The organism is Brevundimonas naejangsanensis (genome assembly GCF_003627995.1).
Lineage (GTDB): Bacteria > Pseudomonadota > Alphaproteobacteria > Caulobacterales > Caulobacteraceae > Brevundimonas > Brevundimonas naejangsanensis_B.
This window is the reverse complement of record NZ_CP032707.1, coordinates 2,009,367-2,025,068: the sequence shown is the minus strand read 5'-3', so window position 1 is coordinate 2,025,068 and position 15,702 is coordinate 2,009,367. Positions and strand designations below refer to the sequence as shown.

Genomic DNA, 15,702 nt, shown 5'->3' with positions numbered 1-15,702 from the left:
GTGTTCAAACTGCTGGTCCTGCCCGGCGACGGCATCGGACCGGAGATCATCCGCGAAACCCTGCGCGTCATCGACTGGGCCCGGAACGCCGGGCTGCGCATTGAACTGAGCGAGGGATTGGCGGGCGGCGCCAGCATCGACATCGCTGGCGCCCCCATGGCCGAAGACGTGGTGCAGCAGGCGCTGGCGTCCGACGCCGTCCTGTTCGGCGCGGTCGGCGGGCCGAAGTGGGACCACCTGCCTCGCGCCCAGCGGCCCGAGATGGGCATCCTGCGGCTGCGTCAGGCGCTGGACCTCTACGCCAACCTGCGCCCCGCCGTCTGTTTCGACGAGCTTCTGGACGCCTCGGCGCTGAAGCCTGAACTGATCCGGGGCCTCGACATCCTGATCGTGCGCGAGGCGACGGCGGGGGTCTATTTCAGCCTGCCCCGCGCCAATGAGGTCGCCCCCGACGGCCAGCGCCGCGCCTATGACACCCAGGCCTATACCGAGGCCGAGATCGCCCGCGTCTGCCGCACGGCGTTCGAACTGGCCCGCACCCGCCAGCGCCGCGTCTGCTCGGTGGACAAGGCCAATGTCATGGAGACCGGCGCCCTGTGGCGGGCCGTGGCGACCGAGGTCGCCGCCGACTATCCCGACGTGGAGCTGTCGCACATGTACGCCGACAACTGCGCCATGCAGTTGGTTCGCCGCCCGGACCAGTTCGACGTCATCGTCACCGACAACCTTTTCGGCGACATCCTGTCCGACGCGGCGGCGGCCCTGACGGGGTCGCTGGGCCTGCTGCCCTCCGCCTCCCTGTCCGGCCTCGGACAAGGCGGCCGCAGCCGGGGCCTGTATGAGCCGATCCACGGCTCGGCGCCCGATATCGCGGGCCAAGGCGTCGCCAACCCCATCGCGACCATCCTGTCCTTCGCCCTGTGCCTGCGCTGGTCCTTCGACCGAGCGGACCTGGCCGACCGTCTGGAGCGCGCCGTGCGCCACGTCGTCTATAGCGGCGTCCGCACCCCCGACATCGCCCACGCCGGCATCGCCGCCGTCTCCACCATCGAGATGACCGACGCGGTTCTGACCGCGCTGGACGCCCAGTGAGGTTCCACCAATGAGCGCCCCCACAATGCAGACCGTCATGGACCTGATCGACGGCCGCACCGACGAACTGGTCGCCCTGACCCAGGACCTGATCCGCTTTCCCACCATCAACCCGCCGGGCGAGGCCTATCGCCCCTGCGCCGAATACATCGGCGAGCGGCTGAAGAAGCGCGGCTTCATCGTCGAATATGTGCGCGGCGAAGGCTCGCCGGGCGACAGCGACCAGTATCCCCGCACCAACGTCATCGCCCGCTGGACCGGCTCCGAGCCCGGCCCTTGCGTCCACTTCAACAGCCACATCGACGTGGTCGAGGTCGGCGCGGGCTGGACCGTCGATCCGTTCGGCGGCGAGGTGAAGGACGGCCGCGTCTATGGCCGGGGCGCCTGCGACATGAAGGGCGGGCTGGCCGCCTCCATCATCGCGGTCGAGGCCCTGATCGATTCCGGCCTGCCCCTGCCGGGCGCGCTAGAGATTTCCGGCACGGTGGACGAGGAGTCCGGGGGCTACGGCGGCGTCGCCTATCTGGCCGAGCGCGGCTGGTTCTCCGAACCAAAGGTCAACCACGTCATCATCCCCGAGCCGCTGAACGTGGACCGGGTCTGCATCGGCCATCGCGGCGTCTGGTGGGCCGAGATCGAGACCAAGGGCCGCATCGCCCACGGCTCCATGCCCTTCCTGGGCGACTCGGCCATCCGCCACATGGGCGCGGTGATGGAGGAGTTCGAAAGCAAGCTCTACCCCGCCATGGCCGCCCGCCGTTCCGACATGCCCGTGGTGCCCGAAGGCGCCCGCCAGTCGACCATGAACATCAACTCCATCCACGGCGGCCAGGACGAAGGCTTCGACGGCCTGCCCGCCCCCTGCGTGGCGGATTCCAGCCGCATGATCATCGACCGCCGCTTCCTGATCGAAGAGACGCTGGACGAGGTGAAGGGCGAGGTGAAGGCCATCCTCGACGGGCTGGCCGCCCAGCGCCACGGCTTTCGCTATGAGATGCGCGACCTGTTCGAAGTGGCGCCCAGCATGGCCGACCGCGACGGCCCCGTCGCCAGCACCACCGCCGCCGCCATCGAGACGGTGCTGGGGCGCAAGGCCCAGTTCGTCTGCTCGCCCGGCACCTATGACCAGAAGCACATCGACCGCATCGGCAAGCTGAAGGACTGCATCGCCTACGGCCCCGGCGTCCTCGACCTGGCGCACCAGCCCGACGAATGGGTGGGCATCGAGGACATGACCAACTCCGCCAAGGTCATGGCCCGCGCCGCCTACGACCTGCTGACCCGCAAGCGGAGCTGACGGAATGGCGCGCGGCGATATGGACGAAGAAAACATCATCGGTCCGCGCCTGCGGGCGCTGCGGGATCGCCTCGGCCTGTCGCAACGCGCCCTGGCGCGCAAGGCGGGCGTGCCGTCCAGCACCGTCAGCCTGGTCGAGAGCGGCCGCACCAGCCCGTCCGTCGGCTCGCTCAAACGGCTGCTGGACGCGGCGGGCATCTCCCTGGGCGAGTTCTTCAGTTCGGAATTCGAGACCCCGACCAAATACTTCTATCGCCACGACGAACTGACCGACATCTCGCGCGGCGAGGTCTCCTATCGCCAGCTCGGCTCGGGCCAGGACACCAGCCTGCAGATCCTTTACGAGACCTATCAGCCCGGCTCGGACAGCGGCCGGGTCATGCTGTCCCATGAAGGCGAGGAAGGCGGACTGATCATCTCCGGCCGCCTGGAAGTCACCGTCGACGGCCAGTCGCGGGTGCTGAAGGCGGGCGACGGCTACCTGTTTCCCAGCGTCCTGCCGCACCGTTTCCGCAACGTGGGCGACATCCCCTGCGTGGTCATCAGCGCCTGCACCCCGCCGACCTTCTGACCGCGCTGTTGCGGGCGATCATTATAGCGATCATTGGAATATTTATCCCATCGATCTCAGCAACATAGGCCACGTAAGAAACAGGCTTGCCGCCAATATCGATCCGTCGGCTACTCATGCCCGAAAGGGTTCAAGTCGGCCGTGACGGCCCCAGGCGGCGCAGACCGCGACGAAGGATGAACGCATGACCGCCCCAAGCGCCGGCAAGGCCGCCAACGATCTCGATCCCTTCTGGATGCCCTTCACGGCCAACCGCGCCTTCAAGGCCCAGCCGCGCCTGTTCGCCTCGGCCCGGGACATGCACTACTTCACCCCCGACGGCCGGGCGGTGCTGGACGGGACGGCGGGCCTGTGGTGCGTCAACGCCGGCCACGCCCGCAAACCCATCGTCGAGGCGATCCAGCGCCAGGCCGAGATCCTGGACTACGCTCCGACCTTCCAACTGGGGCATCCGCTGGCGTTCGAGCTGGCGTCGCGCCTGGGCATGCTGCTGCCCGGCGACCTGAACCACGTCTTCTTCGCGGGGTCGGGCTCGGAAGCGGTCGACAGCGCCCTGAAGATCGCCTTCGCCTATCAGCGCGCCAAGGGGTTCGAGAACCGCACCCGCCTGATCGGCCGTCAGAAGGGCTATCACGGCGTCGGCTTCGGCGGCATTTCCGTCGGCGGGCTGGAGAACAACCGGCGCGGCTTCCCCACCCTGCCCGGCGTCGATCACCTGTCGCACACCCTGAACCTGGACGAGGCCGCCTTCACCCGCGGCCAGCCGACCTGGGGCCTGCACCTAGCCGATGAGCTGGAGGCCCTGATCGCGAGCCACGGCGCCGAGACCATCGCCGCCGTCATCGTCGAGCCCATGTCCGGCTCGGCCGGAGTGATCGTGCCCCCGGTCGGCTATCTGGAGCGGCTGCGCGAGATCACGGCGCGGCACGGCATCCTGCTGATCTTCGACGAGGTCATCACCGGCTTCGGCCGGATGGGGGCGCTAACGGCGTCCGAGGCCCTGGGCGTGACGCCGGACCTGCTGACCTGCGCCAAGGGGCTGACCAACGGCGCCGTGCCCATGGGCGCCGTCGGCGTCAGCGCCGCCGTCTATCAGTCCGTGGTCGAGGGCGCCGCCGGGCCGGGCATCGAGTTCTTCCACGGCTACACCTATTCCGGCCACCCGCTGGCGGCGGCGGCGGGCCTGGCGACGCTGGACGTCTATGAAAGCGAAGGCCTGTTCGAGCGCGCGACTGAACTGACGCCCTACTGGCAGGACGCGGTGCACAGTCTGAAAGGCCTGCCCCACGTGATCGACGTGCGCGACCTGGGCCTGGTCGCGGGCATCGAACTGGCCCCGCGCGCCGACGCGCCGGGCGCCCGAGCCACCGAGGTGTTCCACCGCGCGTTCGACGACGGAATTCTAGTGCGGGTCACGGCGGACGTCATCGCTCTGTCGCCTCCCTTGATTATCAGCCGCGCCCAGATCGACGAGTTGATCGATCGGCTTTCGACAATCATCAAGCAAACATCTTGATACCAACGGGATTGAGGGGAACTAAGTGAAGAAGTATATCCTCGCGTCATCTGTCAGCCTGCTGACGATATCTTTCTGCACTGTCGCCAGCGCTCAGAGCGGGACGCGCAGCGAACAACAGGCCACGCGCGTCGATGAAGTCATCGTCACCGCCCAGCGCCGCGAACAGGCCAGCCAGGACGTCGGCGTCTCGCTCAGCGTCGTCGGCGGCGAGCAGTTGGATGAGAAGGGCATCTCGGTCGTCAACGACCTGGAGAACGCCGTCCCCAACATGGAGGTCGACAGCCAGTTCGGCGGCGGCCAGCCCCAGTTCCGCATCCGCGGCATCGGCGCGCGCGAATACTCCTCGAACAACGCCTCCACGGTCGGCATCTACGTCGATGAAGTGGCCCACCCCTATACCGTGACCACGCAAGGCGCCCTGTTCGACATCGCCCGCATGGAAGTCCTGCGCGGCCCGCAGGGCACCCTTTATGGCCGCAACACCACCGGCGGCGCGGTCAACATCATCACCTACGCCCCGACGGCCGACTTCCGCGCCGGCTTCAACGCCGAATACGGGACGTTCGACCGCTTCAAGGTCGAGGGCTACGTCTCGGGCCAGATCGCGCCGAACCTGCTGGGCCGCCTGGCCGCCGTCACCGAACAGGGCGGCGCCTGGCAATACCACCGCGACACCGGCGAAAAGCTCGGCGACCTCGACAAGAGCGCCATTCGCGGCCGCCTGACCTGGGACGCCAGCGAGACGGTCACCGTCGACCTGGCCGCCACCTATTCGATCGACAAGTCCGACGGCCGCGGCTTCCGCCTGCTGGGGCCCTATAAGGTCGCCAACGGCAGCGTTACCTATCCGAAGGACACGGCCTGGCGCATCACGGGCTGGGGCATTTCCCAACGCCTGGCCGATGTGGCCGGCGTTTCGACCGACGCCAAGCCGTTCCGCGACAACGACGGCTTCGACGTCAACGCCCGCATCAAGGCCGATCTGGGCTGGGCCGACCTGTCGTCGATCACCGCCTACCAGACCTTCTCCCGCAAGGAATACAACGACTGGGACGGCACGCGCTTCCAGGAGTCCGATGTCTATTTCTACAATGACATCAATGTCTTTGCTCAAGAGCTCCGCCTGAGCTCCACCAGCGACGGCCCGCTGCAATGGATGGTCGGCGCCCACTACGCCGATGAGAGCATCGACGGCGGATTCTATACCGAGTTCCGAGGCTCGACCCCGCCGAACTATCTGTCCAGCCTGATCAACACGGCTTACGACCAGAGCGTCTCCGCCTTCGGTCTGTTCACGCACAACTCCTATCAGGTCAACGATCGACTCAACCTGATCCTGGGCCTGCGCTGGGAGAAGGAAGAGCGTGAACTGACGAGCCGCGGCACCTATACGGCCCCGGCCTTGCCGCCTGCCCCGCAAACCTTCGACACCACGATGGAGGAAGTCACGGGGCGAACCGGACTGGAATACAAGCTGACGGACGACGCCCTGTTCTACGCCAGCGTGGCGCGCGGCGTGAAATCAGGCGGCTTCACCACCTACAACTCTCCGAACTCTCAGGCCGCTCGTCCTTTCAAGCCGGAAATCGTCAGCGCCTATGAGGCTGGCGTCAAATCCGACCTGTTCGACCGTCGCCTGCGCCTGAACGGCGCGCTGTTCTACTACGACTACAAGGATCAGCAGGTTCAGGGCATCGAGTTCGACCGCACCGCCGGTCGCCTGGGCAAGATCACCAATGTGCCCAAGTCGCACATCTGGGGCGGTGAGGTGGAACTGGTCTGGGCTCCGATCAACGGCCTGACCATCACCCAGAACCTCGGCTACAAGACGGGCAAGTATGACGAATACTTCGCCGTCGACAGCGCCGCGACCGTCGCCGCCAACCCGCCCGACGGCCCCTGGGACATCATCATCTCGAACGACCGCTCGGGCGAACGCCTGTCCTTCCCCAAGATGAACTATGGCGGTTCGGTCGGCTATGACTGGGACATGGCGGGCTGGGAGCTGCGCGCCGAGACCAACTACAACTATCGTGACGAGCTGTACTCGGTCAGCTCGGCCTCGATCATCGACGCCTACTGGCTGTGGAACGCCAACTTCAGCGTCAGCCCGGCGGGCGCCAACTGGCGGGCGGGCCTGTGGGTGCGCAACATGTTCAACACCTACTACGAAGAGACCCGCAACGGCTTCAACAGCTCGTCGCGGCCGACCACCTCGCCCAGCCAGGGCCGCACCTTCGGCGTGCGGCTGTCGATGGACTTCTAAGGCTTTCTTCCGAACGAGGCGGGTCGGTTTCAGCCGACCCGCCTCCGCCTTTTGCTGATGTCATGATGCATTCTTCCACCTCCCGCCTTGATCGCCGCGCCCTGCTGACGGGCCTGGTCGTCGCGCCCGCCGTGCTGAGCTTCGGCCGGGCGCAGGCGGGCGGCGCCTATCTGTTCCCGCTGGGGGTCGCCAGCGGCGATCCCGCGCCGGACGGCTTCGTCATCTGGACCCGGCTAGCGGCCGATCCCCTCGCCGCCGATGGGCTGGGCGGTCTGTCCGCAGACATTCCGGTGCGCTGGGAAGTGGCCGCCGACGACCAGTTCCGCCGCATCGTCGCCGCGGGGAACGCGATCGCCTCCCGCGACGCCGCCCACAGCCTGCATGTCGAGGTCGCCGGTCTCGCCCCCCACCGCCCTTACTGGTACCGTTTCACCGCCCAGGGCCAGCAGAGCCCGACCGGCCGCGCCCTGACCACCCCCGCCCCGAACGCCAGCGCGGATCGCCTGCGTCTGGCCGTCGCCTCCTGCTCGCACTGGGAGCGCGGCTATTTCAGCGCCTATGGCCACATGGCCGACGAACAGCCCGACCTGACCCTGTTCCTGGGCGACTACATTTATGAATACAGCCTGGGGCCGGACCGCGCCGACCAGGTGGTGCGCCCTTACAACCTCGAGGAAGCCACGACGCTCGCAGGCTATCGCAACCGCTACGCCCTGCACCGCACCGACGCGAACCTTCAGCGTCTGCACGCCGTCGCCCCCTGCCTCGCCGTCTGGGACGATCACGAGGTTCAGGACGACTATTCCGGCGTCTGGTCCAAGGTTTCCGGCGTCGCCCCGACCGACTTCCTGCAACGCCGCGCCGCCGCCTATCAGGCCTTCTACGAGGCCATGCCGATCCGCCGCACGCGCCTGAGCGCCGCCCTGCAGATGCCGATCCATCGTCGCGTCCGCTACGGCAGGCTGGCCGAGTTCTTCATGCTGGACGGGCGCCAATACCGATCGAAACAGCCGTGCAGCGCCGGCGAGAACGGCGGCAAGGGCCAGATCGTCACCGACGCGACCTGCACCGACCGGCTGGATCCGTCGCGCACCTTCCTGGGCTTCGAGCAGGAGCGCTGGCTCTATGACGGTCTGGCCCGCGCCGAGGCGCGCTGGAACATCCTGGGCCAGAATCTGGTCATGGCGGGCCTGCGTCTGGCGCGCAGCCCGGCCGAGGAAAACCGCTACTGGACCGACACCTGGGACGGCTTTCCCGCCGCCCGAGACCGGCTGACCGGCGCCCTGGCCGAACTGAAGCCGTCCAACCCCGTGGTGCTCAGCGGCGACTACCACTCCTTCTGGACCAACGACGTGAAGCTGGACAGCCGCGACCCGTCCTCGGCCACCGTGGCGACCGAGTTCGTCGGCTCCTCCATCACCTCGACCGGCCCCAGCTACGACGGCCTGATGGCGGTCATGCCCAATAATCCGCAGGTGAAGTTCTTCGACAGCCGCCCGCGCGGCTATATGTCGATCGACGTGCGCCCCGACCGCATGGATACGCGCTATCAGGTGATCAGCGACGTGCGCGATCCCAAGGCCAGCCTGTCGACCCTGAAATCCTGGACTGTTGAATCGGGCCGCCCCGGCGCCGTCGCCGCATGATCCCTTTTGACCGGAGCTTCTCTATGACCCAGCCGCGCCTCGCTTCTTCTCTCATCGCCATGGGCTTCGCCCTGGCCCTGAGCGGGGCTTTGGGCGGTTGCGCCGGCGCCGTGTCGACGCAGACCGCGGCGGTCGCCACGCCTGCGCCCGCAACCTTCTGGGAAGGCTTCCGCGACCACCCGCACGGCTATCTGACGGCCGAGAATACGCCCAACGCCGCCAACTTCCTGCCGCCGCCTCCTGAAGAAGGCTCGCTGCGCGAACAGGCCGACATCGCCGCCTATCGGGCCATGCGGTCGCTGGAAGGCTCCGAGCGCTGGGCCATCGCCCGCGCCGACAATGAGATCGAGACGCCCGGCGCCCCGCGCGCCTTCGACTGCGCCCTGGGCTTCAAATTCGAACCGGAAAAGATGCCGACCCTGACCCTGCTGATGGGCAAAATGCTGGGCGATCTGGAGATGATCCAGACCCCGGCCAAGAAGGGCTATTTCCGCAAGCGGCCCTTCGTGGTCGAGCCGCTGCCGACCTGCATCGCGCCCGAGGTCTGGCTGGGGGCCAGCGGCTCCTATCCGTCGGGCCACTCGGCGCTGGGTTGGGCCTGGGGTCTGGTGCTGGCTGAACTGGCCCCCGACCGCGCCGACGCCATTTTGCGGCGCGGACTGGCCTACGGCGAAAGCCGCGCCGTCTGCGGCGTCCACTATCCCAGCGACGTCGAGGCGGGCCGGATCGTCGGCGCGACCATCGTCACCCGGCTGAAGGCCGACCCGGCGTTCCAGGCCGACTTCGCCCGCGCCAAGCAGGAGTTCGACGCTGCCCGCGCCGCCGCGACGGAGGCGACCGCCGCCTGCCCCGCCTCTCTGGCGCGCCAGCCGTGGTGAGGCGCGCTTAACCGATGGCGTGACGCCGAATTCATGACGTAGGCTGACGCAGATCGGCCACGTCGCACGAGGGGAGATCGAGGGAAGGTGACGAAGACAGGGGCGACACGCGTCGCGACAGCATCCCGACGGCGTGGCCGGAACGGCGGGCTTCGGTCCGGCCTGATCACGCTCGTGCTGTCGCTGGCCCTGTGCCTCGTCTGGGGCCTGACGGCGCCGCAGGTTCAGGCGCAAGCGCCGCGTGACCGTCTGATCCTCGGCCTGCCGCTGGAGCCGCCGAACCTCGATCCGACCTCGGGCGCGGCGGCGGCGGTGGATGAAGTCGTCTACGCCAACGTCTTCGAGGGCCTGACCAGGCTGACCCAGAACGGCGCGGTCGCCCCGTCGTTGGCCGAGTCGTGGGAAGCCGCCCCCGACGGCCTCACCTGGACCTTCCATCTGCGGCGCGGCGTGACCTTCTCCGACGGCTCGCCGTTCGACGCCGCCGTCGCCAAATTCTCTCTCGACCGCATCACCGCCGAGGGCTCGACCAACGCCCAGAAGGCCCTGTTCGAGCCGATCCGCAATGTCGAGGTCGTCGACCCGGCGACAATCCGCATCCACCTGTCGCGCCCCATGGCCACCCTGCCCTACGTCCTGGCCTGGGGCGACGCGGTCATGGTCTCGCCAAAGAGCGCCACGACCAACGCCGTCACCCCCATCGGCACCGGCCCGTTCAAACTGCAGAGCTGGCAGCGCGGCAGCCAACTGACCCTGATCCGCCGCGACGGCTACTGGGGGCCGGCGCCGCGCCTGAACACCGTCGTCTTCCGCTTCATCAGCGACCCGACCGCCGCCTTCGCCGCCGTCAGCGCCGGCGACGTGGACGCCTTCCCCAACTATCCCGCGCCCGAAAACGTGGCCCAGTTCCAGCGCGACCCGCGCTTCCGCGTCGTCGTCGGCGCGTCCGAGGGCAAGGTCATCCTGGGGATCAACAACACCAAGGCGCCGTTCAACGATGTGCGGGTGCGCCGCGCCCTGTCCTACGCCATCGACCGCGACGCCCTGATCCAGGGGGCCATGTTCGGCTTCGGCCAGCCGATCGGCAGCCATTATTCGCGTCAGGCGCCGGGCTATGTCGACCTGACCGGCCTCTATCCACATGATCCGGCCAAGGCGCGTGAACTGCTGGACGAGGCGGGCTATCCCAACGGCATCGACGTGACGCTGCGTCTGCCGCCCCGCCCCTACGCCCGACGCAGCGGCGAGGTGCTGATCTCGCAACTGGCCGAAGCGGGCATCCGCGCGAAGATCGAGAATCTGGAATGGGCCCAGTGGCTGGATCAGGTCTTCAAACGCCGCCAGTTCGACCTGACCATCGTCGAACACGTTGAACCGATGGACTACGACATCTATGGCCGCAAGGACTACTATTTCGGCTACGACAGCCCGGCCTTCGACGCTCTGCTGGCCCAGGTGAACGCCGCCCCCGACGAGCCGACGCGCAACCGCCTGCTGGGCGATCTGCAACGCCGCATCGCCGATGACGCGGTCAACGGCTTCCTGTTCCAGTCCTCGCGCATCGGCGTGTGGAAGGCGGACGTGAACGGCCTGTGGATCAACGGCCCCATCGCCGCCAACGATGTCACCGGCGCCTACTGGACCGGCGCAGGCGCGGCTGCAACCGCCAGCACTGAGCGCACCGGCGGCGCCCTGCCCTGGGGCTGGATCAGCCTGATCGCGGGCGGCGCCTTACTGGCCTTCGTCGCCTGGCGCTTCGGCGCGGCCTGGCTGCTGAAGAAGCTGGGCGGCCACGCCCTGACGCTGCTGACGGCGACCGTCGTCATCTTCCTGCTGCTGCAGGTCGTGCCGGGCGATCCGGCCAGCTATATGATGGGGCTGAACGCCAGCCCGGAATCCATCGCCGCCCTGCGCCAGCAGATGGGCCTCGAAGGCTCCGGCCTTGAGCGCTACTTCGCCTGGCTCGGCGACCTGCTGACCGGAAAGTTCGGCACCAGCTACACCTATCAGGTGCCGGTCGGCGGCCTGATCGCTGAACGTCTGGCTGTATCCGCGCCGCTGGCCCTGATGGCCACCGTCCTGTCGCTGCTGGTCGCCCTGCCCATCGGCGTCACCGCCGCCAGCCGCCGGGGAACCGCTGTCGACACCGGCCTGATCGGCGTGACCCAGATCGGCGTCGCCCTGCCCAACTTCTGGATCGCCATGCTGCTGATCCTGCTGTTCTCGGTGAACCTGGGCTGGTTCTCGGCGGGCGGCTTCCCCGGCTGGAGCGCTGGCTTCTGGCCCGCCTTCAAGGCCCTGATCCTGCCCGCCGTGGCGCTGGCCGCGCCGCAGGCCGCCATCCTGGCCCGCGTGCTGCGCACCGCCCTGCTCGACACGATGAACGAGGACTATGTGCGCACCGCCCGCGCCAAAGGTCTCTCGGTCAATCAGGCGCTGTGGCGACACGCGCTGCGCAACGCCTGGATCCCGGTCCTGACCATTCTCGGGCTTCAGTTCCCCTTCCTGCTGGCGGGCGGCATCATCATCGAAAACGTCTTCTCCCTGCCCGGCTTGGGCCGACTGGTCTTCCAGGCCATCACCCAGCGCGACCTGATCGTGGTGCAGAGCGTGGTGGTGGTGCTGGTCTTCGCCGTGGTTCTGGTCAGCTTCCTGATCGACCTGGCCTATCTGTTCGCTGATCCGCGCCTGAGGGGGCGTCGCGCATGACCGGCGCCCCCGCCATCACCGCCCCCACCAAGCCGCGCGTGCGCTGGCCTCTGTCGCTGATCGTCGGCGCAGGCCTGACCTCCGTCGCGCTGGCGACCGCCCTGCTGGCGTTGGCCTGGACGCCCTATGACGTCGAGGCGGTCAACATCGCCGCCAAGCTGACCGCCCCCTCGGCCGCCCACTGGATGGGCACCGACCACTTCGGTCGCGACGTGCTGTCGATGATCATGGCGGGGGCGCAGAACTCCCTCGTCGTCGCCTTCGTCGCCGTCGGCATAGGCGTCGGGATCGGCACGCCGCTGGGCCTGACGGCGGCGGCGCGCGGCGGCTGGATCGACGAACTGGTCATGCGCGGCAACGACCTGATCTTCGCCTTCCCCGCCCTGCTGCTGGCCGTGATGATCACCGCCGTCATGGGTCCGGGCGCGATCAACGCCGTCATCGCCATCGGCGTCTTCAACATCCCCGTCTTCACCCGCGTCGCGCGTGGCGCCGCCCAAGGCCTGTGGACCCGCGAATACGTCCTGGCCGCCCGCACGGCGGGCAAGTCTAAGACGCTGATCTCGCTCCAGCACATCCTGCCCAATCTGATAAGCCTGCTGGTCGTGCAGGCGGCCATCCAGTTCGCCGTCGGCATCGTGGCCGAGGCCGGGCTCTCCTACGTCGGCCTCGGCGCCCAGCCGCCCGCGCCCAGTTGGGGCCGGATGCTGGCCGAAGCCCAAACCATGATCGGCTTCGCGCCCTGGCTGGCGATCATGCCGGGGCTGGCCATCTTCGTGACCGTGCTGGGCCTCAGCCTGACCGGCGACGGCCTGCGCGACCTGTTCGACCCGCGCGTGCGGCGGGAGCGTTGAGCATGACCGTCCTCGACATCCGCGACCTCAGCCTGTCGATCGGTTCGACGCCGATCCTGAAGAACGTCAGCCTGTCCGTCGCCCCCGGCGAGATCCTCGGCCTTGTCGGCGAAAGCGGCTCGGGCAAGTCCATGACCGCTCTGGCCGTGCTGGGCCTGACGCCGCCGCGCGCGACGATGACCGGCGAGATCCGCCTGAACGGCCAGCTCGTCTCGAACGCCCCCGACGCCGTGATGCAACAGGTGCGGGGCCGCGACGTGGGCATAATCTTTCAGGAGCCGATGACGGCCCTGAACCCCGTCATGACCATCGGCGATCAGGTCGCCGAGACCGTGCGCCTGCACAAGAAAACCTCGCGCAAGGAAGCCCTCTCCGTGGCCCGCGCCGTGCTGGAGCGCGTCGGCCTGCCCGCCGAGCGCTTCCCCCTGAGCCGCTATCCGCACGAGCTGTCGGGCGGCCAGCGCCAGCGCGTCGCCATCGCCATCGCCATCGCATTGACGCCGAAACTGTTGATCGCGGACGAGGCGACGACGGCGCTGGACGTGACGACGCAGGCTCAGGTGCTGGATCTGCTGAAGCGACTGGTGCGGGAGGACGGCATGGGCCTGATCCTCATCACCCACGACCTCGCCGTCGTGGCCGAGACCGCCGACCGGCTGGCGGTGATGAAGGACGGCGAACTGGTCGAGGCAGCGCCCGTCGGCCGCATCCGCACCGGCATGGCGCACCCCTATTCCCAACGCCTGCTGGCCAACGCGACACACGCCCCCGTGCGCCGCAGCCGCCCTCAGCTCGACGCCGCCCCTGTGCTTCAGGTCGAGGGACTGGTGCGCGAATACGGCGGCGCCCCCGCCCTGTTCGGCAAGTCGAAAGCCTTCCGCGCCGTCGATCAGGTCAGCCTGTCGATCCTGCCCGGCGAGAGCGTCGGCCTCGTCGGCGAGAGCGGCTGCGGCAAGTCCACCCTGCTACGCGCCATCCTGGCGCTGGAGACGCCGCAGGCGGGCCGCGTCCGGGTCAAGGGCCGCGACATCACCGCCGCGCGCGGCGCCGCCCTGAAGTCCATCCGCCGCGACATTCAGGTGGTGTTCCAGGACCCCTACGGCAGCTTCGACCCGCGCTGGAAGGTCAGCGATCTGGTGGCCGAGAACTTCCACCTGCTCGACGCCCGCCCCAGCCCCGCCGAGGCCCGTCGCCGCGTCGATGAGATGCTGGAGCGCGTGGGCCTGAACAGCGCCGCCGCCGACCGTTATCCGCACGAGTTCTCGGGCGGCCAGCGCCAGCGCATCGCCATCGCCCGCGCCCTGATCACCGAGCCCTCGGTCATCTGTCTGGACGAGGCGGTCTCGGCGCTGGACGTCTCGGTGCGCGCGCAAATCCTCGACCTGCTGGCCGACCTGTCGGACCGTCTGGGCCTGTCGTACCTCTTCGTCACCCACGACCTCAGCGTGGTGCGCACGGTGACGGATCGCCTGCTGGTCATGCAGGCGGGCAGGATCGTCGAACAGGGCGAGACGGCCGCCGTCTTCGCCGCGCCGTCGCATCCCTATACGCAGAAACTTCTGGCGGCGACGCCGGATCTGGTCCGCAATAGAGCTCTGGAAAAGGAAACCGCCGGATGAACCGCAGAACCGTCCTCGGCTCGGCCCTGATCGGCGCCGCAGCCTCCGCCGCCGGCGCTGCGAGCGCAAAACAGGCCCCGCGCGCCTCGGGCCGCACCGGGCCGCTGAACCTGATCACCGACGTCGAGGGCATCAAGGTCGGCCAGGCGCACGACGCCAAGGTGCGCACCGGCGTCACCGTCATCCTGGCCGAAAAGCCCGCCATCGCCGCCGTCGATGTGCGCGGCGGCGGTCCCGCCGGGCGCGAAACCGACGTGCTGCGCCCCGAAAACCTAGTGCAGGAGGTGGACGCCATCATCCTGTCGGGCGGGTCGGTCTATGGCCTCGGCTCGGCCGACAGCGTCGCCGCATGGATGGGGATGCGCGGGCGCGGCTATGGCATGGGCGGGGCGCCCGGCGTGCCGCCCTCGCCCATCATTCCGACCGCCTGCCTTTATGATCTGGCCAACGGCGGCGACAAGCAGTGGGAGATGGAGCCGCCCTATCGCCGCCTCTCGGTTCAGGCGCTGGAGGCGGCGGGCGACCGCTTCGACCTCGGCACCGCCGGCGCGGGCTATGGCGCCGAGGCGGGCGCGCTGAAGGGCGGCATCGGCTCGGCCTCCGCCGTCATGGCCTCAGGCTGGACCGTCGGCGCCATCGTGGCGGTCAACAGCGTCGGCTCGGTCGTGGCGCCGGGCGGCAAGAGCTTCTGGGCCGCCCCCTATGAGATCGGCGACGAGTTCGGCGGCCTGGGTTCGTCGGGCCTGCACGCCTCGGCCGAGGACTGGGGCCCGTCCAAGTTCCGGCCCCAGCCGCGCGAGAACACCACCATCGCCTGCATCGCCACCGACGTGGCCCTGACCCGCGTCGAGCTTCAGCGCGTGGCCATCATGGCGCAGGACGGCATGGCTCGCGCCATCCGCCCCGCCCACGCGCCCTTCGACGGCGACACCCTGTTCAGCCTGTCCACCGGCAAGAAGGTGATCGCGGACCCGGCCATGCGCCAGATCGCGGTCGCCCAGCTGGGCAATGTCGCCGCCGACGTCCTGGCCCGAGCGATCGCGCGCGGCGTCTATCACGCGACCAACTATGAGGGCGTGACGGGCAAGACATGGCGCGAGATGTCCTGACCCTCTCCTGTTGGGAGAGGGCTTGAGCGCACGAGAGCGCAGCGAGCGTTCTTGCGCGAAAGGGTGAGGGTTCGCGGTAAAAGATGTCGCGCCACGGCTGACGCCGACTGACAGGACAAGCCCCTCACCCTCTCGCCTTCGC

At 68.5% G+C, this 15,702-nt stretch carries 11 protein-coding genes; all 11 read left to right on the top strand.

The genetic code is table 11. The annotated features are described in order from the left end of the window. Positions 1 to 1,092 (top strand): 3-isopropylmalate dehydrogenase, encoded by a 1,092-nt coding sequence (gene leuB, locus D8I30_RS09510; RefSeq protein WP_205570776.1) that lies wholly within the window; start codon positions 1 to 3, stop codon positions 1,090 to 1,092. A gap of 10 nt (positions 1,093 to 1,102) precedes the next feature. Then, positions 1,103 to 2,389 carry an acetylornithine deacetylase/succinyl-diaminopimelate desuccinylase family protein gene (locus D8I30_RS09505; protein ID WP_121482531.1) on the top strand — a complete coding sequence of 429 codons (1,287 nt, stop codon included), beginning with the start codon at positions 1,103 to 1,105 and terminating at the stop codon, positions 2,387 to 2,389. A gap of 4 nt (positions 2,390 to 2,393) precedes the next feature. Further along, the gene (locus D8I30_RS09500) at positions 2,394 to 2,960 is read left to right on the top strand and encodes a cupin domain-containing protein (protein ID WP_205570688.1); all 567 of its coding nucleotides are present in this window, start codon (positions 2,394 to 2,396) and stop codon (positions 2,958 to 2,960) included. Between the two features lie 184 nt (positions 2,961 to 3,144). Then, the gene (locus D8I30_RS09495; protein WP_121482530.1) at positions 3,145 to 4,476 is read left to right on the top strand and encodes an aspartate aminotransferase family protein; all 1,332 of its coding nucleotides are present in this window, start codon (positions 3,145 to 3,147) and stop codon (positions 4,474 to 4,476) included. A gap of 25 nt (positions 4,477 to 4,501) precedes the next feature. Beyond that, complete coding sequence (locus tag D8I30_RS09490) at positions 4,502 to 6,745, top strand: TonB-dependent receptor (RefSeq protein WP_121482529.1); 2,244 nt, start codon at positions 4,502 to 4,504, stop codon at positions 6,743 to 6,745. 65 nt (positions 6,746 to 6,810) lie between these two features. Then, positions 6,811 to 8,391 (top strand): alkaline phosphatase D family protein, encoded by a 1,581-nt coding sequence (locus D8I30_RS09485; RefSeq protein WP_240387205.1) that lies wholly within the window; start codon positions 6,811 to 6,813, stop codon positions 8,389 to 8,391. 23 nt (positions 8,392 to 8,414) lie between these two features. Then, positions 8,415 to 9,269 carry an acid phosphatase gene (locus D8I30_RS09480; RefSeq protein WP_240387204.1) on the top strand — a complete coding sequence of 285 codons (855 nt, stop codon included), beginning with the start codon at positions 8,415 to 8,417 and terminating at the stop codon, positions 9,267 to 9,269. 174 nt (positions 9,270 to 9,443) lie between these two features. Beyond that, entirely contained in the window at positions 9,444 to 11,978 is a 2,535-nt protein-coding gene (locus tag D8I30_RS09475; protein ID WP_121482527.1) for an ABC transporter substrate-binding protein, read from the top strand. Then, positions 11,975 to 12,832 (top strand): ABC transporter permease, encoded by an 858-nt coding sequence (locus D8I30_RS09470; protein WP_121482526.1) that lies wholly within the window; start codon positions 11,975 to 11,977, stop codon positions 12,830 to 12,832. The genes D8I30_RS09475 and D8I30_RS09470 overlap by 4 nt, the downstream gene beginning before the upstream one ends. Positions 12,833 to 12,834: 2 nt before the next feature. Beyond that, positions 12,835 to 14,451 (top strand): ABC transporter ATP-binding protein, encoded by a 1,617-nt coding sequence (locus D8I30_RS09465; protein WP_121482525.1) that lies wholly within the window; start codon positions 12,835 to 12,837, stop codon positions 14,449 to 14,451. Beyond that, on the top strand, positions 14,448 to 15,560 hold the full coding sequence (locus tag D8I30_RS09460; RefSeq protein WP_121482524.1) for a P1 family peptidase: 1,113 nt from the start codon (positions 14,448 to 14,450) through the stop codon (positions 15,558 to 15,560). Before D8I30_RS09465 ends, D8I30_RS09460 begins: the two co-directional genes overlap by 4 nt. Positions 15,561 to 15,702 lie beyond the last annotated feature (142 nt).